At 60.2% G+C, this 24,445-nt stretch carries 20 protein-coding genes and 4 pseudogenes; 9 read left to right on the top strand and 15 right to left on the bottom strand.

The annotated features are described in order from the left end of the window. Positions 1 to 139: 139 nt before the first annotated feature. Positions 140 to 715, bottom strand: a complete 576-nt coding sequence (locus tag BB934_RS44455; protein ID WP_157934716.1) for a helix-turn-helix domain-containing protein — start codon at positions 713 to 715, stop codon at positions 140 to 142. Positions 716 to 747: 32 nt separating this feature from the next. After that, positions 748 to 2,013 carry a porin gene (locus tag BB934_RS44450; RefSeq protein ID WP_099515917.1) on the bottom strand — a complete coding sequence of 422 codons (1,266 nt, stop codon included), beginning with the start codon at positions 2,011 to 2,013 and terminating at the stop codon, positions 748 to 750. A gap of 679 nt (positions 2,014 to 2,692) precedes the next feature. On the opposite strand from BB934_RS44450, the pseudogene BB934_RS44445 reads away from it, so the two are divergent. After that, positions 2,693 to 3,334, top strand: a pseudogene (locus tag BB934_RS44445) (spore photoproduct lyase family protein); the annotation flags it as partial. A 68-nt stretch (positions 3,335 to 3,402) separates the two neighbouring features. After that, positions 3,403 to 4,047 carry an IS6 family transposase gene (locus BB934_RS44440; RefSeq protein ID WP_099516143.1) on the top strand — a complete coding sequence of 215 codons (645 nt, stop codon included), beginning with the start codon at positions 3,403 to 3,405 and terminating at the stop codon, positions 4,045 to 4,047. 260 nt (positions 4,048 to 4,307) lie between these two features. Here BB934_RS44440 and BB934_RS44435 read toward each other — a convergent pair whose 3' ends face one another. Beyond that, positions 4,308 to 4,754 carry an SDR family NAD(P)-dependent oxidoreductase gene (locus BB934_RS44435; RefSeq protein ID WP_157934715.1) on the bottom strand — a complete coding sequence of 149 codons (447 nt, stop codon included), beginning with the start codon at positions 4,752 to 4,754 and terminating at the stop codon, positions 4,308 to 4,310. Positions 4,755 to 4,846: 92 nt separating this feature from the next. Here BB934_RS44435 and BB934_RS44430 point away from each other — a divergent pair. Continuing rightward, a pseudogene (locus BB934_RS44430) lies at positions 4,847 to 5,798 on the top strand (IS630 family transposase). 19 nt (positions 5,799 to 5,817) lie between these two features. Here BB934_RS44430 and BB934_RS44425 read toward each other — a convergent pair. The 10 genes and pseudogenes from BB934_RS44425 to BB934_RS50375 all read right to left on the bottom strand — a co-directional run. Beyond that, a pseudogene (locus BB934_RS44425) lies at positions 5,818 to 6,114 on the bottom strand (SDR family NAD(P)-dependent oxidoreductase); the annotation flags it as partial. A 28-nt stretch (positions 6,115 to 6,142) separates the two neighbouring features. Then, a complete protein-coding gene (locus tag BB934_RS44420) occupies positions 6,143 to 7,801 on the bottom strand; it encodes an ABC transporter ATP-binding protein (RefSeq protein WP_237050826.1) in 1,659 nt (552 codons plus the stop codon). Then, positions 7,798 to 9,228 (bottom strand): NAD(P)-binding domain-containing protein, encoded by a 1,431-nt coding sequence (locus tag BB934_RS44415; RefSeq protein WP_157934714.1) that lies wholly within the window; start codon positions 9,226 to 9,228, stop codon positions 7,798 to 7,800. Before BB934_RS44415 ends, BB934_RS44420 begins: the two co-directional genes overlap by 4 nt. Positions 9,229 to 9,280: 52 nt before the next feature. After that, the gene (locus tag BB934_RS44410) at positions 9,281 to 9,916 is read right to left on the bottom strand and encodes an ABC transporter permease (protein WP_157934713.1); all 636 of its coding nucleotides are present in this window, start codon (positions 9,914 to 9,916) and stop codon (positions 9,281 to 9,283) included. 114 nt (positions 9,917 to 10,030) lie between these two features. Beyond that, on the bottom strand, positions 10,031 to 11,236 hold the full coding sequence (locus BB934_RS44405; RefSeq protein ID WP_237050104.1) for an IS701 family transposase: 1,206 nt from the start codon (positions 11,234 to 11,236) through the stop codon (positions 10,031 to 10,033). Positions 11,237 to 11,477: 241 nt separating this feature from the next. Next, positions 11,478 to 12,458, bottom strand: coding sequence for an ABC transporter permease (locus BB934_RS44400; RefSeq protein WP_099515912.1), 981 nt, complete (start codon positions 12,456 to 12,458; stop codon positions 11,478 to 11,480). Positions 12,459 to 12,480: 22 nt separating this feature from the next. After that, entirely contained in the window at positions 12,481 to 13,962 is a 1,482-nt protein-coding gene (locus BB934_RS44395; protein WP_237050934.1) for an ABC transporter substrate-binding protein, read from the bottom strand. 525 nt (positions 13,963 to 14,487) lie between these two features. After that, a complete protein-coding gene (locus BB934_RS44390) occupies positions 14,488 to 14,697 on the bottom strand; it encodes a WGR domain-containing protein (protein WP_257792401.1) in 210 nt (69 codons plus the stop codon). Between the two features lie 162 nt (positions 14,698 to 14,859). Further along, a complete protein-coding gene (locus BB934_RS44385) occupies positions 14,860 to 15,336 on the bottom strand; it encodes a hypothetical protein (RefSeq protein ID WP_237050916.1) in 477 nt (158 codons plus the stop codon). A gap of 958 nt (positions 15,337 to 16,294) precedes the next feature. Beyond that, positions 16,295 to 16,423: a hypothetical protein gene (locus BB934_RS50375; RefSeq protein ID WP_257792400.1), complete on the bottom strand. Its 129-nt coding sequence runs from the start codon at positions 16,421 to 16,423 to the stop codon at positions 16,295 to 16,297. Here BB934_RS50375 and BB934_RS44375 point away from each other — a divergent pair. From BB934_RS44375 to BB934_RS44355, 5 genes and pseudogenes are all read left to right on the top strand, one after another. Next, entirely contained in the window at positions 16,422 to 17,402 is a 981-nt protein-coding gene (locus tag BB934_RS44375; RefSeq protein ID WP_099515908.1) for an NUDIX hydrolase, read from the top strand. The genes BB934_RS50375 and BB934_RS44375 overlap by 2 nt on opposite strands. Positions 17,403 to 17,560: 158 nt before the next feature. Beyond that, the gene (nadA, locus tag BB934_RS44370) at positions 17,561 to 18,559 is read left to right on the top strand and encodes a quinolinate synthase NadA (RefSeq protein ID WP_099515907.1); all 999 of its coding nucleotides are present in this window, start codon (positions 17,561 to 17,563) and stop codon (positions 18,557 to 18,559) included. Positions 18,560 to 18,568: 9 nt separating this feature from the next. After that, complete coding sequence (locus tag BB934_RS44365) at positions 18,569 to 20,167, top strand: L-aspartate oxidase (RefSeq protein WP_099515906.1); 1,599 nt, start codon at positions 18,569 to 18,571, stop codon at positions 20,165 to 20,167. After that, complete coding sequence (gene nadC / locus BB934_RS44360) at positions 20,164 to 21,039, top strand: carboxylating nicotinate-nucleotide diphosphorylase (protein ID WP_099515905.1); 876 nt, start codon at positions 20,164 to 20,166, stop codon at positions 21,037 to 21,039. The genes BB934_RS44365 and nadC overlap by 4 nt, the downstream gene beginning before the upstream one ends. 453 nt (positions 21,040 to 21,492) lie before the next feature. Continuing rightward, positions 21,493 to 22,450: pseudogene (locus BB934_RS44355) on the top strand (IS630 family transposase). Here the strand turns inward: BB934_RS44355 and BB934_RS48210 are convergent. Beyond that, a complete protein-coding gene (locus BB934_RS48210) occupies positions 22,447 to 22,665 on the bottom strand; it encodes a hypothetical protein (protein WP_157934712.1) in 219 nt (72 codons plus the stop codon). The pseudogene BB934_RS44355 and the gene BB934_RS48210 overlap by 4 nt on opposite strands. Positions 22,666 to 22,944: 279 nt before the next feature. On the opposite strand from BB934_RS48210, the gene BB934_RS44350 reads away from it, so the two are divergent. After that, on the top strand, positions 22,945 to 23,193 hold the full coding sequence (locus BB934_RS44350) for a hypothetical protein (RefSeq protein WP_099515904.1): 249 nt from the start codon (positions 22,945 to 22,947) through the stop codon (positions 23,191 to 23,193). An 890-nt stretch (positions 23,194 to 24,083) separates the two neighbouring features. Here BB934_RS44350 and BB934_RS44340 read toward each other — a convergent pair. Then, entirely contained in the window at positions 24,084 to 24,407 is a 324-nt protein-coding gene (locus tag BB934_RS44340; RefSeq protein WP_099515902.1) for a hypothetical protein, read from the bottom strand. Positions 24,408 to 24,445: the final 38 nt, after the last annotated feature.

Raw genomic sequence — 24,445 nt, 5'->3', positions numbered from 1 at the left:
CCAGCGGTGTGTGCCCCATGCAGAATTACGTCCTATTTAGAACGCCGAAATCTCCTCAAACGCCTTGAAGCGCGTTCTGGCCGCAAAGTCCTCGCCGTCCCTCAACAGTCGCACTTATCGTCCCAACCGAGATTTGCTCTCAGCCGATCCAAAGCAGTTCAGCTTCCTCCTCCGCAACAGCAAAGTATGTTTGCTTAGTAATGAGCTTGCAATTGATTGTTGATCCAGGACCCAAAGTTTGACTGAACCCGGCGCTCGTGCGGAGCTGACAGGTGCCTCTGACGAGAATGGCAAATTCATAACCATTTCGGGCGGCGATACGGCTTAGATCGCGGCGAATCCCTTTTTGCAGAATCGTATTTCCAAGGGTTTTGTGGACGACAATCTGTGCAGAGACGTCTTGCCTCGGCTCCTCACCTGCTGTCACGGGTTCCGGAGTTGCAGGCGCGATACCTGAATCCGGGTTAGCAGCCGATGGCTCCAGGTTGAGTGCCGATGTCAGCTTCACCACTATATCCAACGTGGGCGATAGCCGTCCGTTCTCTATCCGAGAGATTGTTGACGCAGCGATACCTGTTACTCGCGCAAGCTCTCGTAGTGAGAGGTTCATGTCCTTGCGCCTCTCCGAGATCATCCGAGCAAAGATTGTCTCTGCCATTTGGCTCCCTTCAAGCGCAAGTTCAACATGGGCAAAAGAAAACCCCGGCGTTGCCACCGGGGTTTCTCTATCCAATCAGGACAAGCCGATTAGAAGTCGCGCTGAACGCGCAGGCGGCCTTCCCAAGCATCGTCCACGTCGCCGAGGAGACCGTTGAACAGGACCGGGGTGTCCGACTCGAGGCGGCTGTACATGACCTCGACACCGAGATCGAGACCGGCAACCGGCGACCAGATCAGGTTGGTGCCGACGCGCCACTCGTTGAAGTCGATGTTAACAACAGCGGTACCGTCGTACGAGACGTCAGCATAGGAGCCGAACAGGTTCTGACGGAGGGTCGGGGTCCAGTAGTGACGCATACCACCGGCAACGGACCAGCCTTCGCCGGTCGCGATGTTGCCAGCAGCGTCGATGAAGGCATCGACGACGTTGATGTTCGTCCGCAGGCCGCCGAAGCTGGTGACGCCGGCGCCCGTGCCGAAGCCGAGGTAGCCAAGAGCGCCGTCAGCGTAGGTTGCAGCGAGCCAAAGGGCATCGCCAGCACCGAGCATCGGCAGGTTCACGGAGCCCTGAGCCGTCACGGCCCAGCCGTACTCGGTGTCCGGGATCGTGCCGTACAGGATCGGGTCAAGACCAGGAGTGTTGACAGGCGTCAGGACGTTGCTGCGCTGCTGGTGCAGAGCGCCGGAGACTTGGAACGAGCCCCAGGTACCAGCGTACTTCAGGTTAGCAACCACGTCAGGCATGCGCTGACCGGCTTCCGCGAGTGCGGTGCCAAGCAGAGTGCCATAGCGGCCTTCTTCTGCCGACAGGGTGGCCGAGAAGCCGTTGCCGAACGAGAAGGTGTAGGCGAACAGGTTCACGTTCGGAGCGTCCGAGAAGCGGAGCGTACCGAAGTGGCCCGTCGGCAGGTCGCTGTTGTCGAACATCGACACGACGCGACCGGCGGTGAGGCCACCGAACTGGATGAAAGCCTGGTCGACGTTCGGCGAGGTCGAGTCGTTGCCATACACGCCGGTGTTACGGGTCATCTCGAAACGCACGAAGGTGCGCAGGAGGCCGTAAGCGGTGGCGGTGCGGGCGTCGAGCTGAATGCGGCCACGAGCGCGGAAGCCGATCGCGTCGTCTTCGCGGTCGTTCGGCTCAACATAACCGAACTCGGCGCGAACACGGCCGCCGACGCGGAGGCAGGTTTCGGTGCCGGGGATGTAGAAGAAGCCTGCGCCGTAGGTGGAGCAGACGCGAACGTATTCGACAGGAGCGGCCTTCGCTACGGGAAGGTCGGCAGCTTGAGCTCCGGCAACAGCCGCGAGACCCGCGACCGATCCGAGAAAGAGGCTCTTAGCGAGCTTCATGGTTAAACCTCCAAAGTTTCGAGACCCTGGGGGGCCGGGTTTTAGTGCCTCGATGACTTCAACAAAGCATCAAACACGTCCCTTTTCCCCTAGTAGCCGGTGGCCCGTCTTTTCATCCGAACTCGCCGTGATGACGACTGGGGCATCCCCGTCGCTGCAGCCACATTATCGAGGAGTGGTTCACGATCAAGCGAGCGCGCTTGTTTTGTGCTCAGGTGCGTTCGATCTTTGACCCTATGTAGCCAAATTCCCACACTTTCGACGGCCAGAAGGGCCGTGGGATGATCGCCATCAACTTCTCGTTTACTTTCCAGCCGCTTGGCCAACAACCGCTACCGTCATCCATGACTTCGCCACTTCGACGGCATGGCTGTCCGCATTATGAAAATATTCCTCAGCGGTAAGAGAATGCGGAGAGTTCGGGAGGTAAGTCGGACTAATGTCCGCTCTGTGGTGCCCGTCCACGCAGTTGTGCTGCCCGTGTTCCAATCCTGCGGATAATGTAAGAGAATTACACGCTCAGAGGGCGTTGGTGCAGGGATCGTGAATTTTGCGGATTATGGTGGCTTTGTTGCGCGGATCGGACTGTGCAGCACCCATATAACGAACTGACCGCCCTGAAGGATTTCGCATGTGGCTGATGTCCTGGCGCACGGGCATGCGGATGGTTGGAACCCTGATGGCGCTCCCAAAGCAACTGCTCGATATCGAGCGCATCTATCTTGAGCCCGCGGTGGAAGCCTATGCCCGCGGCCAGGAGATCCTCTCCCGATACCCACAGGCTGAGCGCTTGACTGTCGGATCGCACTGGAACATCCCATCGCTCCACGGCAATGAGGGCAACGCTGAGGACTGGCTCAGGATCAAGAGCAGCAGTCTCGTGCTAGGGGGCAAGAAAGGGCTCACCATGCGCCCCAACGGGCGCAGTGCTCACTTCATCGCTCCATCGACATCGAACGGCTGCGCGATGGCCTGCGCCTATTGCTACGTTCCTCGGCGAAAAGGTTATGCCAATCCCATCTCGATCTTCGTCAATATCGAGGAGGCCCGTGCGGCCATCGCGCGACATATTAAGCGACAGAATGACCTGACTGTGCCCGACCAGATCGATTCTCAGCATTGGGTTTACGACATCGGCGAGAACGCTGATCTGTCGGTCGGTGCCTCCATCTGCGACAACGTCCGGGATCTTGTCGGATTGTTCCGGCGCCTGCCCAACGTCAAGGGTTCGTTTGCGACCAAGTTTGTGAACCGTGACCTGCTGTTATACGATTCGCAAGGTAAGACCCGCATCCGGTTCTCGCTTATGCCGGAGAAGATGGATCTGTCGCAACAATTTGTTTCAGAGTTTCAGCTACTGTGCCCAGAGTCACAGTTGCGGAGGTCATGGTGTTCAAGGGCAGGCATTTTGATCGCTCTGTAATCCTGCTCTGCGTGCGCTGGTATCTGGCTTACAGCCTCAGCGTGCGGAATTTGGAGGAGATGATGGCCGAACGAAGCATCTCCGTTGACCATGCTACGGTGCATCGCTGGGTTGTCCATTACTCCCCTGAGCTCCTCGAGCGGTTCAATCGCCGCAAGCGTCCGGTCACCGGCAAGTGGCATATCGACGAAACTTACATCAAGGTCCGCGGCCGCTGGATGTACTTGTACCGTGCCATCGACAGCAACGGCGACACCGTTAAATCCTGGTTCATCGAGCGGCGCAATTTGGCTGCTGCCAAACTGTTCCTAAGCCGAGCCCTCAAGCGGCATGGTCGGCTCGAGCGGACCGTCATCGACGGCAGCCAGACCAACCGGGAGGCGATCGGGTCCTGTGACATGACAGACCGGCTGCAAGGCCAAACACGGCAGAAACTGAAGCCGATCCGGATCCGGCAGAGTCGTTATCTCAACAACCGGATCGAACAGGATCATCGGGCCGTCAAGCGGCGAGTGCGGCCGATGCTCGGGTTCAATGCGATGAACAGCGCTCGTGTGATCCTGGGCGGGATCGAGATGATCCACATGATGCGCAAGCAGCAGGCGATCTAAGCCCGGAATCCGCAGCCCTCACTCGCCGAGCAGTTTGAGAGGCTCGCTGCCTGAAGCCAAGGCGACGCCTCAGCCATTCTCTCGCCTCCGTTCCAGATTTGCGACACAGCCGCCGATTTGTCCTCCCCGCTGTTTGTACCTACTACAACTTACGAGCGCGCGGTCACGGAGCGCTAACAGGACTCAAGAGATTTTCGCTCTGCGTAGTCGCCCGATCTCTCGCGGGCATACTGCGGGAGATCGGGCGACTGGTCATCCGTTCAGACGGTATAACCGCCATCGATATTGAGGAGAGCGCCAGTCACGAACTGGCTCGCAGGGCTAGCCACATAGGCGACAAGTCCAGCGATGTCATTAGGATGGGCGAATTCCTTAGTTGCCATAAAGCTGCGAATGGCTTCCGCCACCTCAGAGCCGTCGGGCGCTAGCATTCCGGTGCGTGTCGGACCGGGATTGACCATGTTCACCGTGATTCCGTGCGGGCCAAGGTCACGAGCCATACCTTTCGTCATGCCGACCAGGGCAGCTTTGCTTGTGGCATAGAGGCTCCCGGTTGTGCGAGGCATGCGGGTTGCCACGGTGCTTCCGATATTGATGATGCGGCCGCCCTTGGTCAGATGCCGAATAGCAGCCTGTGATGCGAGAAACGGAGCCCGAACGTTGACGTCCAGGGTCTCGTTGATTTCCTCAAGAGTAAACTCGCCCACTAGAGCATCGGCTGTTCTGATTGAATCGGAGGCTATGCGGCGTGACGGCTTTGTGATTCCCTTATCTCGGCCCTCTTTAGAGGAGATGAGCGATGACCAAGTCCTACTCGCTGGATCTGCGGCAACGGGTGGTGCGCTTTGTTGAGGCGGGGCATTCCTGCCATGAGGCCGCGCGCCATTTTGAGGTGTCGGTCGCGTTTGTGGTGCGGCTCATGGCGGCGTATCGGGCCACCGGCAGCCTGGCGCCCAAACCAGAGGGCGGCTGGCGCTACTCCAAGCTCGACCCGCATCGCGAGTTTCTGATCCGTCGCGTCGCCGAGAGGAACGACATCACCATGCCCCAGCTCGCGGCCGAACTGCTGGCCTTGGGCACCAAGATCACGCCGGCGTCCATCGCGCGCTGGTACATCCGCCACGGCTATAGCGTCAAAAAAAACTTTGCGGGCCAGCGAACAAGAACGCTCCGACGTGCGCCAGGCCCGCGAGCATTGGCACACAAAACGCCAGCCGCGCATGCGCCAGGAGCCGCACCGGCTCGTGTTTCTCGATGAGACCGGCACATCCACCAAGATGACGCGCCTGCGCGGCCGCTGCCTCAAAGGGCAGCGTCTGTATGCAAGGGCACCATTCGGCCACTGGCTGACCCAGACCTTTGTCGCCGGGCTGCGCTACTGTGGTCTGACGGCGCCTTGGGTGATCGATGGGCCGATGACCCGTCAGATCTTTGAGACTTATGTGGAGACCCAGCTTGCTCCGACCTTGTCCAAGGGCGACGTGGTGATCCTCGACAACCTGCCGGCGCACAAGAGCGAGACGGCGGCGCAGTGTCTGAAGCAACGCGGCGCCTGGTTCCTGTTCCTGCCTGCTTATTCGCCCGATTTGAACCCAATTGAGCAACTCTTCGCCAAGATCAAAGCACATCTGCGCAAAGCCGAAGCCCGCACCTTTGACGCGCTCTGGCGGGCCATCGGGGACATCTGTGATGGGGTCGAAGCTGAGGAATGCCGCAACTACTTCACTGCCGCAGGTTATGGATTCGTCTGAACAGCCGATGCTCTAGCTTGTAGATCGATACAGCTGCATTGTTGACGAGAATATCAAGACGGCCGAAATCTTCGGCACAGCGATCGATGACACCGGTTACCGCATCGGGTATGGCATTGTCTGCCTCATAGGCCTCAACCCTGCGCCCTGATTGTCGGATCTCCTCGACAATAGCCCTCGCTTTTGGCGCGGAGGAAGGCTGGACGTAGGTCACTGCCACGTCAGCACCGTCGGCCGCCAGACGCCGCGCGATGGCCGCACCAATTCCGCGGCTTCCTCCGGTAATCAAAGCGACTTTCCCCTCCAACGGTCTCATAAACCTTCATCCTCCCCGAATCTATCGGTTACAAGGTGTGCTCGAAGCAAGCGCTTACAAGCTCATCGGTGCCGCTCCAAGCGCGACCGGGAACGGATTCGAGCAGCCGCCGCGTATAGTCATGACGCGGATTATTGAAGACCTCTGCCGTCAGGCCCTGTTCCACGATTTCACCGTGCCTCATGACGGCGACACGGTCGCAGATCTGTGCCGCTACGCGCAGGTCGTGGGTGATGAAGATGACTGACAGGCCCAACTTCTGCTGCAGGCTTGCAAGGAGCTCCAACACCTGGGCCTGGACCGAGACGTCGAGCGCCGAGACAGGCTCGTCTGCGATCAGGATGCTGGGTTCGAGTGCAAGGGCGCGGGCGAGCCCAATCCTCTGCCGCTGGCCGCCAGAGAATTCATGGGGGTAGCGGTCCATCGTGCTCGGATCGAGACCGACCAGCTCGAACAGCTCGCGGGTCCTGGCCCTTGCTCTTGCGGTTGTTTCTCCATGCACGATCAGTCCTTGCGACACCAGATCTCCTGCACGCCGTCTGGGGTTGAGCGACGATTGCGGATCCTGGAAGACCATCTGAATTTCCCGGGATCGCCTTCGCCGGGCGCGCGGTGTTAGCTTTGCGAAGTCGGTGCCGTTCACATCAACGGATCCAGTATCGGGCCGGACGAGGCCCACAATGCAGCGGGCCAGAGTGGATTTTCCGGACCCGCTTTCGCCCACGACCCCCAAGGTCGACCGCGCAGGCAGAATGAGATCCGTGGGCCTGAGAGCGTAGGTGGTCGCGCCCCCGCCGAGGAAGCTGCGCTTGCGGTAGATCTTGGAAAGGCCTGATACGGTCAAGGCTGCCGGAGATACGGGTGGACTGGACGCTTTGGGCGTCAATTTCGGGACTGCGGCGATCAGCTGCTGCGTATACAGGTCGACTGGACGGTTCAGGAGGGCATCCGTTTTGCCTTCCTCAATCACGCGTCCTGTTCTCATGACGACGACACGATCAGCAATTTCCGAGACCACACCGAAGTCGTGTGTGATAAAGAGAACGGCCGTCCCAGTGCGTTCCTGGACATCCTTGATAAGACGTAGGATTCTCGCCTGTGTGGTCACATCAAGGGCGGTTGTCGGCTCATCGGCAATCAGGAGATGTGGTTCGAGTGCCAGAGCCATGGCGATCATGGCGCGCTGTCTCTGACCTCCAGACAGTTCATGAGGGTAGGAGCGGTAGATGCGCTCGGGCTCGGCAATGCCGACGCTTGAAATCAGGTCGAGCACCTTCTGCCGGATGACCGAGCGCGACAGCCGCGTGTGGAGGGAAAAGACCTCGCTGATCTGCCAACCGATCCGACGCAGCGGATTAAGGGCTGTCATGGGCTCTTGGAAGATCATGCCGATCCTGGCGCCACGGATCTGCCGCATCTCGGCCTCCGACGAAGCCAGCAGGTTCTGGTCGCTGAATGTGATCCTCGCCTTGTCCGAAAAGGCAGCCCCAGGCGGCAATAGCCTCATGACCGCACGTGCCGTCATGGACTTGCCCGAACCGCTCTCACCGACGATGCAGACGGTTTCGCCTGCCCCGACTGTAAGGGAAACATCGTCCAGCACAGTCGCACTCCCCCGCCCCTCCGGGAGGGTCACTGTCAGATGCTCGATCGACAGAACCGGATTGGGGAGACTGGGCATCGTCATGCTGACGCCAGGAGCTCACGCTTTCCTTCGAAATCCGAGCGGTCGAACTGGGTGAACTCGTCCCAGTAGGCGCCCACATCGGACAGGAAGAAGTCGCGGGAAATCGCCTCGACGAGGCAGCGGATCAAGAAGGGCATTCCGTTGATCCCCGTGAAGATCGGCCCAACGCTGGCCAGGGAGCCCCCGTTCGCAAAATGCAAGTTCGAGAGTGTATCGGCATAATCCGGTGATCGGCTGATGCATTGGAGGCCTTCGCCAAGATAGGGATGGCGGCCGATCTCCTGATCCAGCGCATCCAAGCCGAGTTGCATCCTGTCACGCCAAAGCTGGATATGGGGTTGCAGTTCGGAGAGAAAGTCGAGCCGCGTCAGGTCAACCTCGAATCCAGTCCCAAGGATCAGGAAGTCGACAATATGGGTCTCGCCCGCAGTGGTGACTATCTCAACGCCACCATCCACCTCGCTGACGCTTATCCAGCCGCACCCCATCAGGAGATGAAAATTCGGGTGGAAATTGCACCGCTCGATGGAATAGGGCGGAGGTGGGATTCCCTGATCCAGCATACGACGTGTGAAGCGCAGCCGCCACTCGTCGTCGAGACGGATGAAGTTACGAAAGAGACCGGCAAACTCAAGGTAGCGTAGGGTGTTGACCTCGGGATGCTGCTTCCGGCGGACGAAGTGCAGAACTTCTGCCGCACCGCCTTCGAGCGCCGCGGCCGAATTGTCGAAGGCAGATGCATTTCCGCCGAGGACAGCAACTCGCTTTCCCCTTATGGTCTCGAAGTCGATCATCTCTGAGCTGTGCGCCCAGCGTGCCTTCGGCACGGAGGATGACACGAGCGATGGAATGCGTGGTCCGCCGGCTCCGCCGAGGCCAGTTGCCAGGACGACCTTACGTGCCAGAACCTGTTTGATGTCATTCGCACCCTCCACCTCCACCTGGAATCCCGCGCGGTGGGGCGATATCCTCCGGACGCGGGCATTGTTCTCCACGGGGATGCCCATCACGCGCCGGAGCCACTTGAGGTAGGCCATCCACTGCTCTTTCGGGACGAGGTTCAACTGCGCCCAAGCTTGCGCACCGAATTGAGCCTCGTACCATGCTCTGAACGAGGCGTTGAGAAGATCCGCATCAGGACCCGGCATGTTCTTGGTCGTACGCAGGGTAATCATGCGGGCATAAGTTACCCAAGGCCCCTCCTCACCCGCTTCGTTCTCGTCCAGTAGCAGGATGTTCGCAATGCGCTCGCGGATCAGGCCGACGGCCGTTCCGATGGCGGCTTGGCCACCACCAACGATCACCACGTCAAAGACGTGCTCGCCTTCGCTGGAGGTCCGTTGCATAGGCCATATGCGGTCCGGGTAGGCATAAATATCCAGCTCGCGCGAAAGCGCAGCTTCGAGTTCATCGAGATTGCTGACCACAGAAGTCTCCTGCCGCATATGAAATTCGCGCCATCCAATCCGGCCCTGTCGGCTATTTGGCCCGGAGCCGGGGGTTCATGGAATCGTTGAAGGCCTCGCTGACGAAATTGATCGCCATTACCACCGACAGGATGCAGAGCCCTGGAAGGATCGACAGGTAGGCCGCAGAGCGAATGACTGGGCGTCCGACTGCCACCATGGCGCCCCAGGACATCACGTTTGGGTCACCCAGACCCAGGAACGCAAGCCCGGCTTCGGTCAGCACTGCAGTCGCCACCATCACGGATCCAATCACGATGATCGAAGGCAGACAGTTTGGCAGGATCTCCATAAAGATGATCCGAACGGGCGACAGACCTATGAGTCTGCAGGATGCCACGAATTCTCGTCCGCTCAGCGTCAGGAACTCGCCTCGCACCAGCCGCGCCACCGGCGGCCACGATGCGATCGCGATAGCGCCGATCATGGTTGCGAGGGATGGCTGCAGGATCACGATGAGCACAATTACGAAAATGAAAGTAGGAATCGTCTGAAAGATCTCCGTGAAACGCATCAGGCAATCATCAACCCAGCCGCGGGCGTAACCCGCCACCGCGCCAATGATCACGCCGAACAGGACAGCGCCGAAGGTCGCGACGAGGCCGACCGTGAGCGACACCCTCGCGCCATAGAGGAGGCCGACAACCACGTTCCGCCCTAGTACTACAGCCGGGATTTACGGCGGCGGGTGCGCTTGCGCCAGTGACATTCGCGAGCACGCTGCTGATGCCGCCGACGCCACGTCGACCAATGCTCCACCGCCTCAACCGAAGGCGGCCGCTCCCACACCAGATGCCAGAGCAGCCGCCGCACCTCCGGCACGGTGAGCGGCAGCAACCCCGCGGCGCGCACGACGGAGGCTTCTCCCCCCGATGGCGTGCTGGCGCACGACGGTGAGATACGCATGCGCCAGCATGGCCAACGTGATGTGGCGATACCAGCCCGTCCACGAGCGCACCTCGTATTCGTCCAAGCCGGTCTCGCCCTTGGCCTCCTCGAAGCAGCTCTCGATCCGCCAGCGCTGACCCGCAATCCGCACCAGCTCAGAGAGCGGCGTCTCCTCCGGCGAACGGGTGAGATAGAACGTGAACTGATGCGGGCGGCCCTTCTTGCGCCGGATCAGCAGCCCGGTTTTCCAACCCGGCACCGGCGGCGTGCGATACGGCAGATAGGCCCAATCGTACAGCCGTGGCCCCTTGGCGCCATCGCCGGCGCTGAGCCGCGTCCAACCTCTGGCCGGCACGTCCTCGAGCCAATCCTCGACGGGCTTGAACCCGAGCCGCTGGGCCGAGGTCACCGCCAGCACGTAGCCGCGCCCATGCGCTTCGACCAGGCGTCGCGTCTGGGAATCGGCGCCATACACGCAGTCGCCCACCACCCACGTGCACGGCACCCCGGCCGCAAACGCCCGTTTGAGCATCGCCTGCCCGAGCTTCGGCTTGGTGGTGAAGTCAACCTCCTCCGGAATGCCCGCTTCCGTCCGCCGTGCCGCATCGAAGGCCCAGGTCTCGGGCAGGTACAGCGCCCGGTCGATCAGCGCATGCCCGTGCCGGCTGGCATAGGCGAGAAACACCCCGATCTGGCAATTCTCGATGCGGCCTGCGGTGCCGGAGTATTGGCGTTTGACGCCGGCCGACTTGTCGCCCTTCTTCAAGAAGCCGGTCTCGTCGAGCACCAGCACGGCCTCGGGATCGCCGAGGTGCTCGACCACATAGGCACACAGGTCATCGCGCACCGCATCGGCATCCCAGTGCATGCGGGCAAGAAAGTCCTGCACGCCATCGGGGCTGGCATCACCGGCCGCTTCGGCCAGGTGCCAGCCGTTCTTGCGCTTGAGCGGCGCGAGCAGCCCTTGCAGATAGGCTCGGGCGCGTCGGCGCGGTTCGATACGGGCGAAACGGGGAGCAATCCGGGTGCAGAGATCATCCAGTTGATCAGCCCAGCAGTGAGCCTCGGTCATGTGCGTCATGGCGCGACACCTCCGTGTCTAAGACAACGCACAATGCCCGGCTGTAGTACTAGGCCATCGGTGCCCAGCGGCGTTGCCAGCGAGACGAAGGGTGGCGAATACGGGTCGCCGACCCGTGGCCATGGACCTTCCGGATACAGTGCAGAAGCGAAAATGGCCGCGAGCAGCGTGAGAAAAAGAATGATGCAGCCCAGGACGGCGGGTCCGCGCCGCCATGGCCGGAAGAATGTCAACCCGGCGCTCATGAGGCGAGCGCTATCCGTGGGTCAAGCCACGTGTAAAGAAGATCCACGATCAGGTTAACCGCTACAACCAGCAGTGACGACAAGAACAGCACGCCCAGCAACAGATTCACATCCCGTGAGAAGATCGCATCGAAAGTGAGGCGCCCCAGACCGGGCCAGCCGAAGATCGTCTCCACCACGACGGAGCCGCCGAGCATGCTTCCAATCTGCACCCCGAGCATCGTGACTACGGGAAGAATGGCGTTTCCATAGATATGGTGGCGGTAGACCTGACCTTCGGTCGCCCCCTTCGCGCGCGCGGTGGTGACGAAATCCAGCCCGGAAACCTGAAGGACCGACGCCCGCATGAGACGGGTGAAGACAGCAATATAGAACAGCGCAAGGGTCACGGTCGGCATGGCTGCATGGCGAACCAAATCGAAGAAAGCGGCCCAGCCAGTCGCACGACTGCCGATCGTACGCATACCGCTTGAGGGAAGCCATCCCAGCTTGATCGTAAACAGGAGCACCATCATCAAACCGAGCCAGAATAAGGGTGTCGCATAGCCGAGGACGGAGATCACCGAGATGATCGTATCGGCGAATGAGTTTGCACGGCGCGCAGCAAAGGCTCCGAGCACGCCTCCAATGAGGAAGGCCAGCCCGATGGCACTCCCCATCAGCAGGAGGGTTGCGGGGAGGCGTTCGAACAGGACGGTTGAAACCGGAAGATTGCGAGAGAAGGAATAGCCGAGATCGAACTGAAGGAGGTTGGCGAGGTAGTGTCCAAACCGCACGATGAGAGGCTGGTCGAGACCGAACTGCGCACGGATCTGCTCGATATATCCCTCGCCTGCCCCCCCCGCCTGACCGGCCATCACCTCTGCCATATCTCCAGGCGCCAGATTGAGGACAACGAAGTTGATGGCCACGATGCCGAGAACCGTTATCGCCGCTTGGACGATGCGGCTCAGGATAACCTGAAAGTAAGAGGTCATCTGTGTCTTGCTCGACCCTGCCTCAGCCCTCGATATATGCTTCGGCGAAGTTGTCGCTGATCCCGAAGGGTGAAATCTCCGTGTTCTTCACGGCCCTGTTCTTCACCGTGAAGTACGGCACATCACACATCGGCAGGATCGGTAGATCGTCAACGACCTTCTGCTGGAATTGGTGGAAGAGCGCCACGCGCTTCTGCGGATCGATTTCTGTCTGGGCTGCCTCTAGAATGGCGTCGACCTCAGGATTGCTGTAGCCGGTGCCGTTCGAAAACGGGACGCCCTTGATGATGTTTTTCGACCAGAAGAACCTCTGGACGCCGATGGTGGGGTCGGTAAGCGCGGACGCACCACTGCAGGTGATATCGAAATCGTAATCTGTATAGATCCGCCTGTAATAGGTCGCGAAATCGGCGTTGCGAATCTCAGCCACGATCCCCAGCAAGGTGAGTTGCTGCTTCAGATAATCAGCCAGCCTGAAGTAGTACTCGCCGAAGGGGAGGACATCGATCGTCATCTTGAAACGGGTGCCATCGGCGCTACGCTTCTGGCCGGCCTCGTCCAGCAGGCTATTCGCCTTGTCGAGACTATACTCGTATTTGGGTACGTCAGCTGTGTAGAAGGTGCCGATCGTATAGGGAATCGGCCCCGTCGCGACCTGACCGAAATTAAAGAAAATGTTCTTGAGGATGAAATTGCGATCCAGGCTGTGCAGAAGCGCCCGACGCACACGCTTGTCCTGGAGATGAGGGCGCCGGACATTCACTTCCAGAAACGTGTTGTTGCCATATGCCTCAGCCCCACGCTCGGGAATTTCCAGCGTCGGGATCTTCTCCAGCCGCCTCGCGTCCGCAAGCGAGATCGGAATACCTCCACCGATATCGATTTCATTCGCCTCGAAGGCGACGGAGCGGGAGGCGGCGTCTGGGATGACGCGGTAGATGATCTGGTCGAGATAGGGCTTACCCTTGTTCCAATAGTCCGGATTGCGCTCGAGAAGGATATAATCGCCACGCTGCCATTCCTTGAACCTGAACGGGCCATTCCCTACCGGGGCAATGTTGGCCGGATTTGTCAGGACATCCTTGCCCTCATAGAGATGGCGCGGCAGCACCTGTGCTTCCGGGCTGATCAGTGCGTTGAGCACGTAGGGCGAGGGCTTTGAAAACCGAAAGATTGCGGTGGTGGCATTGGGTGTTTCCACGTCAGCCAGGTTCGCCCACGTCGAACGCCCGCGCGGATGGAGTTTCCGCCAGACCTCGAGCGCCGAATATTGCAGGTCACTCGACGTGAAGGGTTTGCCATCGTGCCATTTCACGTCGTTCCGAAGGGTGAAGCGCAGAGTTAGACCATCCGCCGAAAGGTCCCATGAGGTTGCCAGCTTCGGCTTTGGCTTCATGTCGAAATCGTACTCGACGAGGCCATCGAAGATCTTGCCGGAGGTGTAATAGGTCTGGCCTGCCGACGTATAGGCGCTCGTCAACGTTGTCGGCTCGTTGACCCACATACGCAGCACGCCACCTTTGACAGGTGAACTAGCGTTTGCTGACCCTGACCTGCCGACTAGTGCGGCCACGCTGAGAGAAGCGCTCAGTCCAGCTAGAACATCCCGGCGCGTGGCCTTCATCGCAGTTTTCCTCAGCTATGTTTCTGAACAAGAAACTGCCTTGCTCCTTCGCAAAGTTCAATTAGAACGTTCCTTTAAAAGAACCCGCAATGATAGATAAATTTTCTACTGTCGAACCGTAAAGTAGCATATTTTTGTTTTTGCAGGAGAGAAAGCATCAACACATCGAAGGGTCCGGGCGCGCCGCCCAAAATTCGTACGTTTTACCGAACGAGTGTTGCCTCCGGTTGCTTTGCCTCGGGAAAGCCTGAGAAAGTTCCGACTTAGTTAGGCAACTGCCTGGTGAAAGAGGGTCGCTGTAGAATAGATAACCACTGGTGGTCATGATCTTCCGCTTGCAGATCTCAACCTACTGTTGGATCACCCGCAAACCCTCATGCTCTCGAAATGAGGATTGTGTTGCGATCAAAGATCCGTATAGCCCTTTTGCCGCTGGGCTGTGGCCCAGGTCTCCAAAGCCTGAGCCGCTTCCGTTTCATTGGGGAAGATCTCGACCTGCTCCCGGCCCTCGGAGCCGACCGGCCCCCAGTTGCGGACGAGCCGGATGGTGCCGAACAGGTCACGTTCGGTCATCAGGCTGAAAAATCGCCCCCTGCCCTGCTCCGGATCGCCGATGGGCTGGCCCCAGTAATGCCGGGATTCGCTATCGGGAGCCTCTAAAGTCCCTTCGTACCCATTATATCAGCGAGCAACTGCTCGATGTCCCCAGCACGCGTGGTAATTCGCCCGTTGATACGATGGGAGTGTCCATGATCCCCTTCGTATCGGTAGCTGTCCTCAAATTCCTGGAAGGCCTCTTCGCTGAGGGAGACACCTGCTGCATTCATAACCACCAACCACGAAGTTAAAGAGTGCCGGGTTGATGTTCACAACCGGGCCGTACCAGTGAAACACGGCGCCGCACGCCTGCCTGGCTTCCTCCTTGTGCCGTCCCCTCGTCTCGTTGACCGCACTCTCAACGATATCGCTGGGAACGAGGCACAAGATCATCAGGTCAGTGATAACTGGGTAGCTCCCCGCTGGCACGACTCTGACCACATGCCGCAGTTCTTCGTTATGATGGAAGAAATTCCTCAGACATTTCAGCGCTGAAAATTCCTGCAGATCGAAGAAGTCGACGTTGTGGGCGATTTTCAGTCGGTCGTTCAGACTATGAGCGGCCTCGAGGACAGAAAACAGCGTGTCTCGGTTGGGATCGACACAATGGAGGCGATATAATCGAAAGAACCGCTTTGCAGCGTTGCAAGCGTTCATCGGACTGCTCTCTTTGCTGATAGAGCCTGGCACCGAGCGTGCAGGCATTCCGATATTCCGTTTGCTGGCGCTGGTTCAGGAATCTGGCGAGCCAGAGAATAAGGTAAAATACCACCAGGCAACACGTTACAGGTGTCACTTAAGGCCGGCACGCCACGAAAATTCGGGATTTGTCGTTACGGCAGCTGAGCGCACAACAGGAGAGCGACACTGGTTGCAGTCAGAGCTGTCGCCAGCAGGACGCCGTCTACCAGGACGTTCGGGGATGATCTGGCACCTATGAGCCGCCTAATCAACGTGCAGCCCGCCGGACGGAGTAGCCGTGGAACATCTGCGAGGAGAATAAAATCATCGAATGGCTCCTTGTCGAAGAGTACACGTCTGGTGGTGTTTCCCGATTGATCTTCATCTGCGCGGAACACGGGAGCCTCTGCGCTCAACGACCACCACCTGAGTTCGCCGTGAGCGTGGGTGAACCAACCCTGCCCCCGCAGCATCGGCAGATGCTGCCGCCTTCAGAACCTCTGGGCGGACCTCATCTTCCGGCAAGCCCATCAGCTGCGCGGCAATCTCGATCTGACCCTCGACGTGCCCTGTTAAATCTTGAGCCGCTGCGATGGCTTCCTTGAGCGCTGGAGGATCATAGCGCGTTCTTCGGCGGCTCCACTCGGCAGGCGGTGTTTGCTCTTGACCCATCTGACCTTGCCCTTGTCTTGATAGGTCAACGCGCAGCCCAGGAATTTGTGCGTTGCACAATTGCCGCAGCGTATCGAAAAGATCGAGGGAGGAGCGTGCTCTCCCCTGGCTGCGCCTCCCGGCCGGCGTTGGCCCAAGATCGGGTCGTGTCCGGCCGACAGCCCGTGCCGGGTTGAACGGAGGGCGCCGCCATGTGCCTGAACCGCCCTGCCCCGCCATACGGTGCGACTGATTTCGTTTCCTCTCACGAGGCCATTGCCATTCAGCCCATCCGGGCATTCAAAGCTACCAGAGGGTAGGCCGTCTCGACCCATCGAAAGTTCGTCTCGACCAAGGGGGCCAAGAGACCTATCGTGCGCAACTCGTACCCTGTGCGCTTCTGAGTACCCATGGCCTCTTCCTCCCCCGCTCGGCAACCAAAGACCCGCGTGCCGCCTCATGCATCTCCAACCGTGGATCTCAGTGCTGCTATCATGGCGGCCACGCCCGACGAGCCACGGGTTCTCACTGTCCGGATCGATCAGCATGACGGCTTACCCTCTGGGCCGTTGCGATCCGAGCACCGGACGCTGGAGACGGGATTACGCACGTGGGTGGCGGAGCAGACTCAGCTGACCTTGGGCTATGTCGAGCAGCTGTATACCTTTGGCGATCGCTACCGGGCCGAAGCCGTCGATGCGGGGGGCGGCCATACCCTATCGATTGCCTACCTTGCGCTGGTGCGCGAGGCTCGGCCCGCCGGACTGGCGCATGCTGCCTGGCGGAACTGGTACAGCTATCTCCCATGGGAGGACTGGCGCGAGGGCCGACCCAAGGCCCTGGATGTAATCGAGCCGCGCCTGAAGGCCTGGGCTCGGTCCCGTGGCAAATCCCTGCGACAATTCCGCGAGGAGCGGATCGAGCTTACCTTCGGGTTTGGGTCCGAGACCTGGACCGATGAACGTGTTCTGGAGCGCTACGAGCTCCTGTTTGAGGCCGGCCTCGTTCCAGAGGCGTTGCGTGAGGTTGGGGCGCAGGCGAGCTCCACCGTGCGGCTCGCGCCCGGTCAGCCGATGGCGCTTGACCATCGCCGTATCCTAGCCACAGGCATCGGGCGTCTGCGGGGTAAGATCAAATACCGGCCGGTGATCTTCGAACTCATGCCTGCCTCGTTCACGCTTCTGGAACTCCAGAAGACTGTTGAGGCCCTGTCCGGCGTCCGGCTTCACAAGCAGAACTTCCGCCGCCTGGTCGAAGTTCAGGGTCTGGTCGAGGAAACCGGCGAGATCACAACCGAAACAGGCGGGCGTCCTGCCCGGCTCGTGCGCTTCCGGCGCGAAGTGCTGATCGAGCGACCGGCCCCCGGTGTGCGACTGCCCCGCTTAAGGTGAATCACTGTTGGAGCGGATTATGCGTTGACACGAACTTATACTCGTGTCTAGCATAAGAGATGCGCCGGCTACGTAGCCGGCTTTCTTATGAACCGTAAATGCTCTGATCGAGTATAAGTATGACTTATTAATGCTCTGGTTGAGCATAGGAGGTCACAATGTCCGCTGCTGCTTCGATGGTGTCTGCGTCCCTCCCCCTGCCCGACCTCTACGCGCGGGTCAGACATCATGTTCCGGCGATCGAGTGGCCAGTCTTTGCCAATGACATTGAGGCGATCCTTGCGCTCAAGCGCGAACACAATGCCGTCATTCTGGCCCACAATTATCAGACGCCGGAGATCTTCCACACGGTGGCGGACATTGTCGGCGACAGCCTGGCCCTGGCCCGTGAAGCCGTGAATACGGATGCCGACGTGATTGTGCTCGCCGGTGTGCACTTCATGGCGGAGACCGCCAAACTCCTCAATCCGAACAAGACAGTCCTCGTTCCGGATGCGGAGGCCGGCTGCTCCCTCGCCGATTCGATCACAGCCGAAGACGTGCGCCAGCTGCGGGCACGCTACCCGGGCGTACCTGTCGTCACCTATGTGAACACGTCCGCCGCCGTAAAGGCGGAATCGGACATCTGCTGCACGTCAGGCAACGCCAAGAAGGTCATCGAGTCCCTCGGGGTTGATCGCGTGATCATGCTGCCGGATGAGTTCCTGGCACAAAACACAGCAGCTCAGGTGCCAGGCGTGGAGATCATCACCTGGGCCGGCCACTGCGAAGTGCACGAGCGCTTTACCGCGGAGGACATCCGTGAAGTGCGTGCGAGCTACCCGGATGTGGTGGTGCTGGCTCACCCGGAAGCGCCGCCGGAAGTGGTGGCGGAAGCCGACTTTGCCGGATCGACCGCCGCAATGGCCGACTTCGTTGGCGAGAAGCGCCCGGCCCGTGTCGCGCTCGTGACCGAGTGCTCGATGAGCGACAACGTGGCAGCTCTCTATCCCGAGGTCGAGTTCGTTCGGCCCTGCAACCTGTGTCCGCACATGAAGCGCATCACGCTGCCCAAGATCCGGCGGGCGTTGGAGTTGCGTCAGCACGAGGTCACGATCGACCCGGCAGTGGCCGGGCGGGCGCGGCTGGCGGTCGAGCGTATGCTCGCTGTAAGCTGAGGATCGCCCATGAGACCAGCCAATCCGAGCGACCGTGTCGTGGTCGTGGGTGGCGGCATCGCAGGACTGGCAACAGCCCTGCACCTGGCGCCGCTGCCGGTGACCCTGCTTGTGGCGGCTGCATTGGGGCAGCAGGCCTCCACGCCTCTGGCGCAGGGTGGCATCGCGGCCGCTCTTGGAGCGGACGACCACCCTGCCCTGCATGCCGCCGACACTCTTCAGGCTGGCGCTGGTCTCAGCGATCCTGATGTCGCTGCTCGGGTCGCAGCCGCCGCGCCTTCGTGCATTGAATGGCTGGTTGCTCAAGGTGCAGCCTTCGATCGAACCACGTCGGGTGATGACCTGATCTTGGGACTGGAAGCCGCGCATTCGCGCCGGCGGATTGCCCATGCGCATGGTGATAGAACCGGCAAACGTGTTCTGGACGCACTCATCCATGCCGTCAGGAACGCTCCCTCCGTTCAGATCATGGAGCACCACCGGGTCACGGAACTGGCCTTGGACGTCAATGGCGCAGTGGCCGGTGTGTTCTGCTTCCCTTGGCGAACCGAAGGCGGGGATGAGCCGATCCTGATCCCCGGCCGGGCCGTGGTGCTGGCGACAGGTGGCCTTGGAGGCCTTTACGCGCATACAACCAATCCCCTAAGCGCTCACGGTGGGGGCTTGGCGCTGGCAGCCCGCGCGGGTGTTGTCCTGCGCGATCTCGAGTTCGTTCAGTTCCATCCCACGGCCATAGCGGTCGGTCTCGATCCGATGCCGTTGGCAACCGAGGCCCTACGTGGTGAAGGGGCAAGGCTCGTTAACAGCCATGGTGAACACTTCATGCAAAGCATTCCCGGAGCGGAACTGGCGCCGCGTGATGTGGTGGCGCGGGCGATCTTTGCCCAGATTCAATCGGGAGAACGCGTGTTCCTCGACACGCGTCACGTGCTTGGCGAGCAGGTCACCACGAAGTTTCCGGGCGTGACGGCGCTGTGTCGGGCCGCCGGCCTCGATCCGGTTCGTGATCCGATTCCCGTGCGCCCGGCCGCCCATTACCACATGGGCGGAATCCAGGTCGATGATCAGGGCCGCTGTTCTGTCGAAGGGCTCTGGGCCGGCGGCGAGGTCGCGTCAACAGGCCTGCATGGGGCCAATCGGTTGGCGAGCAACTCGCTGCTTGAGGCGCTGGCCTATGCGGCGTGGGTTGCGGAGGACATCAGGGCAATGGAAAGTCGAGCGGCAACGGGCCAGCTGCCCTCATCTTCCCTTGCTGTGTCGCATCGACCTGGCTCCTATCAGCGGTCTGCGTGTCTGCAGCAAATCCGGTCGGTCATGGACCTACAGGTTGGCGTGCTCCGTGACGAGGCTGGACTTCAAGCAGCCATCGGTCACCTGCGTGCGCTCATGCGCAATGCAAACGCGGCAGATATACACGATGCTGCAATGGTCAGCCTGATGATCGCAGTATCAGCGGTTAGCCGGAATGAGAGCCGGGGGGCTCATCAGCGGCTCGATCACCGGGGCCTAGTGCCGGAACAGCATACCGAAATGACCCTCGATCAAGCGCTGCGCCTCGCGGCTGAGATCGATAACGAGACAGCCGCACTTGCCAGGAGAGTTGCATGAAACCGACAGTCACCACACAGGACGTTCTGGCTCCGCTCCCGCGCCTGCTGGTAGAACCCATTGTGCGCGCCGCGCTGCTCGAGGATCTGGGCCGGGCTGGGGACATTACGACGGATGCTGTCATTCCCGCGGACGCCAGACTGCGGGGGGCCATTGTGGCCCGTGAGTCCGGCGTGGTCGCAGGCGTCGATGCGGCGCTTCTGGCGTTCACTCTGATCGACCCTACCATCACAGTTGCCGCCGACCGGCCCGATGGCAGCCGCGTGGAACGTGGAGAAGCGGTTCTGCAAGCGGATGGTTCGGCCCGGAGCATTCTCTCGGCGGAGCGCGTGGCTCTGAACCTCGTCTGTAGGATGTCAGGCATCGCAACAGCGACCGCGGCTCTCGTTGATGCCGTTCGCCCCCATGGACATGCGCGGATTGTCTGTACGCGCAAGACCACACCCGGACTGCGCTCGCTCGAGAAGCATGCCGTCCGGGCCGGAGGCGGATCGAACCACCGCTTCGGGCTCGATGATGCCGTTCTAATCAAGGACAACCACATCGCCATCGCCGGAAGCGTTCGGCGAGCCTTGGAGCGGGCGCGAGCAACTGTGGGCCATCTCGTGAAGATCGAGATCGAGGTCGATACCCTCGATCAGCTGGATGAGGTGTTGGAGGTTGGCGTTGATGCGATCCTTCTCGACAATATGAGCCCGGACACGCTGTCAGAGGCTGTGCGGCGAGTGAATAAGCGTGCCATCACAGAGGCCTCAGGCCGGATCACGGCAGCAATTGCACCCGCAATCGCAGCCACAGGTGTCGATCTGATCTCGACAGGCTGGATCACACACAGCGCACCGATCCTCGATCTCGGCTTGGACGTCGCCTGAGGGAGTTTTTTCCTAGCTTTGGGTGCTCTTCTCATCCTGGGAGAGCAGGGCATCATGGGCCACAGAGAAGGCGCTCGGTGACCGAGAGCAAGGCGCAGCACCCGGGGTGCGCACTCATCTCTAGCCGGCACCGCGTCGCGAATCTCCAACGGCGGCGTGATCTTGAGCATGCCACGCTGTCTCGGAGGCTGCTTCGGTTGTCTGCTAAAGCTGAGGAATGTCATAGGACTCTTGGAGCCTCTCCGAGGCCGCTCCAATCTATGAGATCTTCGCAGCCCCAGCAGAAGCGGGATTGGCGTATTCCTAGTTTGCCACCGTGAACAGTCTTACTCTGCGCCTACACCTAAGCTGGGTTGACATTTTTGTGGAACTAGAGCCTCGGACCGGAAATGAGACTCCTGGCTTCTGTGCGAGGCCGAGCTGTGATTCACTGCCTGGACTGGGAGGTGGATTATGGGTCATTGCTATTCCCTGGATCTGCGGGTGCGCGTCGCCGACTTTGTCGATGCAGGTCATTCCTGCCGGGCGGCAGCCCAGCACTTTGACGTCAGCGAGAGTTTCGCCATCAAGCTGGTGCAGCGGAAGCGGCGGTTCGGCTCGCCGGCACCGGCCCGGCAAGGCCGTCCGCCCGGACGCGGCAAGCTGGTGCCCTATGAGAGCTTCTTGATCCAGACGGTCGAGGCCGAGCCGGCCATCACCATGCCCGAGCTGGCCGCAAGGCTGCTGACTGAGCATGGGATCGTTGCGGCTCCCGCGATGCTCTCGCGCTTCCTGTGCCGGCACGGCTTCTCATATAAAAAAATGCCTGATGGCGGCGGAGTGCGCACGCGCCGATGTGCGGGATGAGCGCCGGGTCTGGCATGCCCAGCGCCAGCCGCGCATGCGCCAGGAGACGCACCGGCTGGTGTTCCTGGACGAGACGTATGTCAACACCAAGATGACGCGCCTGCGCGGGCGGAGCCGCAGGGGCCAGCGCCTACGCATGAAAGCTCCCTTTGGACACTGGAAAACCCATACCTTTCTGGCTGGGCTACGGTGCAACGAGTTGTGCGCGCCGTGGATCATCGATGGCCCGATCACCCGGTTGGCGTTCGAGGCTTACATTGAGACGCAGCTCGCGCCGACGCTGCGCAAAGGCGATGTGGTGATCCTCGACAACCTGGCTGTCCACAAGAGCGAGAAGGCCGCTCAGTGTCTGAAGCAACGCGGAGCCTGGTTCCTGTTTTTACCTGCTTATTCGCCTGATCTTAATCCAATTGAACAGGCCTTTGCCAAGATCAAAGCGCACTTGCGCAAGGCCGAGGCCCGAACGTTCGACGCGCTCTGGCGAGCGCTCGGTGAGATCTGCAACCTGTTCGAACCACAAGAGTGCTGGAACTACCTTAAGGCTGCCGGATATGCGTCCGTTTAACCGTCCGATGCTCTAGCTGCACAATCGTTCTTCATATCCACGACGTCGTCGACGCGCCCTCCTAAAGTCGTCCGCCCGCCCGTTGTGGACACCTTAGCTTCAGCCTGTCCATGACGGCGGTGGAGCGCGTTCAATGCATTGGGTTCGTCCAGTGACAAAGGCATTTGCCAGATTCCGACTTCGCTATGGAGATTGTTCTTAAAGGTCAGTCCCATCGTCTTCCTCCGCTGTTCCAGACCGGGCCCCACCCGACACATTATGACAGGTATGGTGGCCCTCGGAGCGGTGTCCCTACGTTGGAGCGAACTCTCTCCGAAACTGCTATGCTGCACTTTTGGGGTTCGGAGTTAGGCCCGCATCCGGAGCGACCCAGTGGCAAGCTCTCGTGGAAACCAGAGATTCCTTTATCCGTTGATTGGGCGGCTTATCCTTGTGAAGCTCTTTCCAGCATAGCTCGTCATCTATCCTGGTCCCGTGAATCCAAAGGATCCCCAATGACCGGTCCCGGCCTCCACATCTTGATGCCCGACGAAGTTCCTGAGGATCAGAGCAACAACATAACCCTGGCTGAGGTGGTTCAGCCCGAACGGGCGATGGAGTTCATGGTGACAGTGCTCATCGATGGGACGGCCATCGCCGTGAGTGGTCCGTTCGGGTCGATGGAGGAAGCCGTCGACCAAGCCAACGATCTCTCGAAACACTACCAGCTTGAACCGATCTACGTCAGGCGGGAGCAGGCCTAGACAGGCTCCGCCGTGACCTGCATTCGTCCGCCTCTTGTCGGTCCAGCAATGTCATCCGGCGCCATCTATCGGACGAGCAGTCTTTGACACCAAGGTCGTTCTAGGATCCCCTCCCCTTTGTCCATAGGACAAGGCCAATCAAGCCTGGGGCGACCGCCCTACGACCCGCCGGCCAGGTTACGCAGATCGGCGCATGCCGGAACGCGGCTCAACGCCATGGCGTTGGACTGCCAGTTGCGAATGGCTCTGCCTTGAACGTCCCGGAGGGCTTATCGTGAGTGCACCCGATATCAAGAGTCAGTCCATGCGGGATGGGAAGGAGCGTCAGTCTTCGGAGTGTCCTCCAGACACGAAGCTGCCTGAGAATTCACAGCAGAACCTCGATGCAAGGCTCGACCATGCCATCGAGGAGACGTTCCCGACCAGTGATCCGATCTCAGTCACCATCACCAAAGGACCAGAGCCTGAGCCTCCTGATCAGTCAGCTGGGGTCTCAACGCCAAGTGGCACACAGGCACAGCAAGAGCAGGATTCAGCCGAGAATGTTCTGGATCAGGTCCGAGAAGCCCTGCACGACGTGTCAGAGCAAGCGTCTGGCGCAGCCCGTGAGGTGTACAGCCGAGGCAAGCGCTACGTCCGACACGCCGGCGAACACTACCCGGAGGCAGAGCGATACATTCGCGCGGGCCGGCAAGCCGTAACGCACCGGGTAACGGAGAGCCCGTTGCTCGCGCTGTTCATGGCAGGAATTGCCGGATATGCGCTGGCATGGCTGATCCATGGTGCAAAGCAAGACCGGCGACCTGATGTGCTGGATCATGCTCGAACCAATCGCGGGTATGCGTCGCACCGAGGGCGACACCCTTCTTAGCGGTGGCGAAGCGGATGAACTACTGTTCCGTGAAGAAGGTCAGCACCACCTTGTCATGATCGCTGAGGAGGCAGACGAAGCGGTTGGGCTTGTCGGACTTGTCGCGCTGGAGATAGGCGTCGCCCATGACTACCATCGTAATCGGCGTATCGCCGACCTTTGTTCTGGCTTTAGAGACGGCCAGTGATTCCATATCGAGCGTGATCTGATCAAGGGAGGGCGAGCGCTCCTTGATCGCGGCCAGTCCCGACAACCGGCAGGCCTCGACCTGCGCTGGCACTTGGGCAGAGGCGAATGAAGACGCGACGAGTGATGTCGCAAGAATTGCGAAAGCAAGCCGCATGGCAGCACCTCGATTGGAGTAGAACGCCGGTCATCGTC

The organism is Microvirga ossetica, from assembly GCF_002741015.1.
In the GTDB taxonomy this organism is placed as follows: domain Bacteria; phylum Pseudomonadota; class Alphaproteobacteria; order Rhizobiales; family Beijerinckiaceae; genus Microvirga; species Microvirga ossetica.
This window is presented reverse-complemented; position numbering and strand designations above follow the sequence as displayed.

What these genes read in the sequence shown, in the direction of transcription:
- BB934_RS44450 (WP_099515917.1), bottom strand. Translation starts at nt 2,013, where the DNA reads ATGAAGCTCGCTAAGAGCCTCTTTCTCGGATCGGTCGCGGGTCTCGCG.
- BB934_RS44420 (WP_237050826.1), bottom strand. Translation starts at nt 7,801, where the DNA reads ATGACGATGCCCAGTCTCCCCAATCCGGTTCTGTCGATCGAGCATCTG.
- BB934_RS44405 (WP_237050104.1), bottom strand. Translation starts at nt 11,236, where the DNA reads ATGACGCACATGACCGAGGCTCACTGCTGGGCTGATCAACTGGATGAT.
- BB934_RS44400 (WP_099515912.1), bottom strand. Translation starts at nt 12,458, where the DNA reads ATGACCTCTTACTTTCAGGTTATCCTGAGCCGCATCGTCCAAGCGGCG.
- BB934_RS44395 (WP_237050934.1), bottom strand. Translation starts at nt 13,962, where the DNA reads ATGTGGGTCAACGAGCCGACAACGTTGACGAGCGCCTATACGTCGGCA.
- BB934_RS44385 (WP_237050916.1), bottom strand. Translation starts at nt 15,336, where the DNA reads ATGAACGCTTGCAACGCTGCAAAGCGGTTCTTTCGATTATATCGCCTC.
- BB934_RS44375 (WP_099515908.1), top strand. Translation starts at nt 16,422, where the DNA reads ATGGCCTCTTCCTCCCCCGCTCGGCAACCAAAGACCCGCGTGCCGCCT.
- BB934_RS50375 (WP_257792400.1), bottom strand. Translation starts at nt 16,423, where the DNA reads ATGGGTACTCAGAAGCGCACAGGGTACGAGTTGCGCACGATAGGTCTC.
- nadA (WP_099515907.1), top strand. Translation starts at nt 17,561, where the DNA reads ATGTCCGCTGCTGCTTCGATGGTGTCTGCGTCCCTCCCCCTGCCCGAC.
- BB934_RS44365 (WP_099515906.1), top strand. Translation starts at nt 18,569, where the DNA reads ATGAGACCAGCCAATCCGAGCGACCGTGTCGTGGTCGTGGGTGGCGGC.
- nadC (WP_099515905.1), top strand. Translation starts at nt 20,164, where the DNA reads ATGAAACCGACAGTCACCACACAGGACGTTCTGGCTCCGCTCCCGCGC.
- BB934_RS48210 (WP_157934712.1), bottom strand. Translation starts at nt 22,665, where the DNA reads ATGGGACTGACCTTTAAGAACAATCTCCATAGCGAAGTCGGAATCTGG.
- BB934_RS44350 (WP_099515904.1), top strand. Translation starts at nt 22,945, where the DNA reads ATGACCGGTCCCGGCCTCCACATCTTGATGCCCGACGAAGTTCCTGAG.
- BB934_RS44340 (WP_099515902.1), bottom strand. Translation starts at nt 24,407, where the DNA reads ATGCGGCTTGCTTTCGCAATTCTTGCGACATCACTCGTCGCGTCTTCA.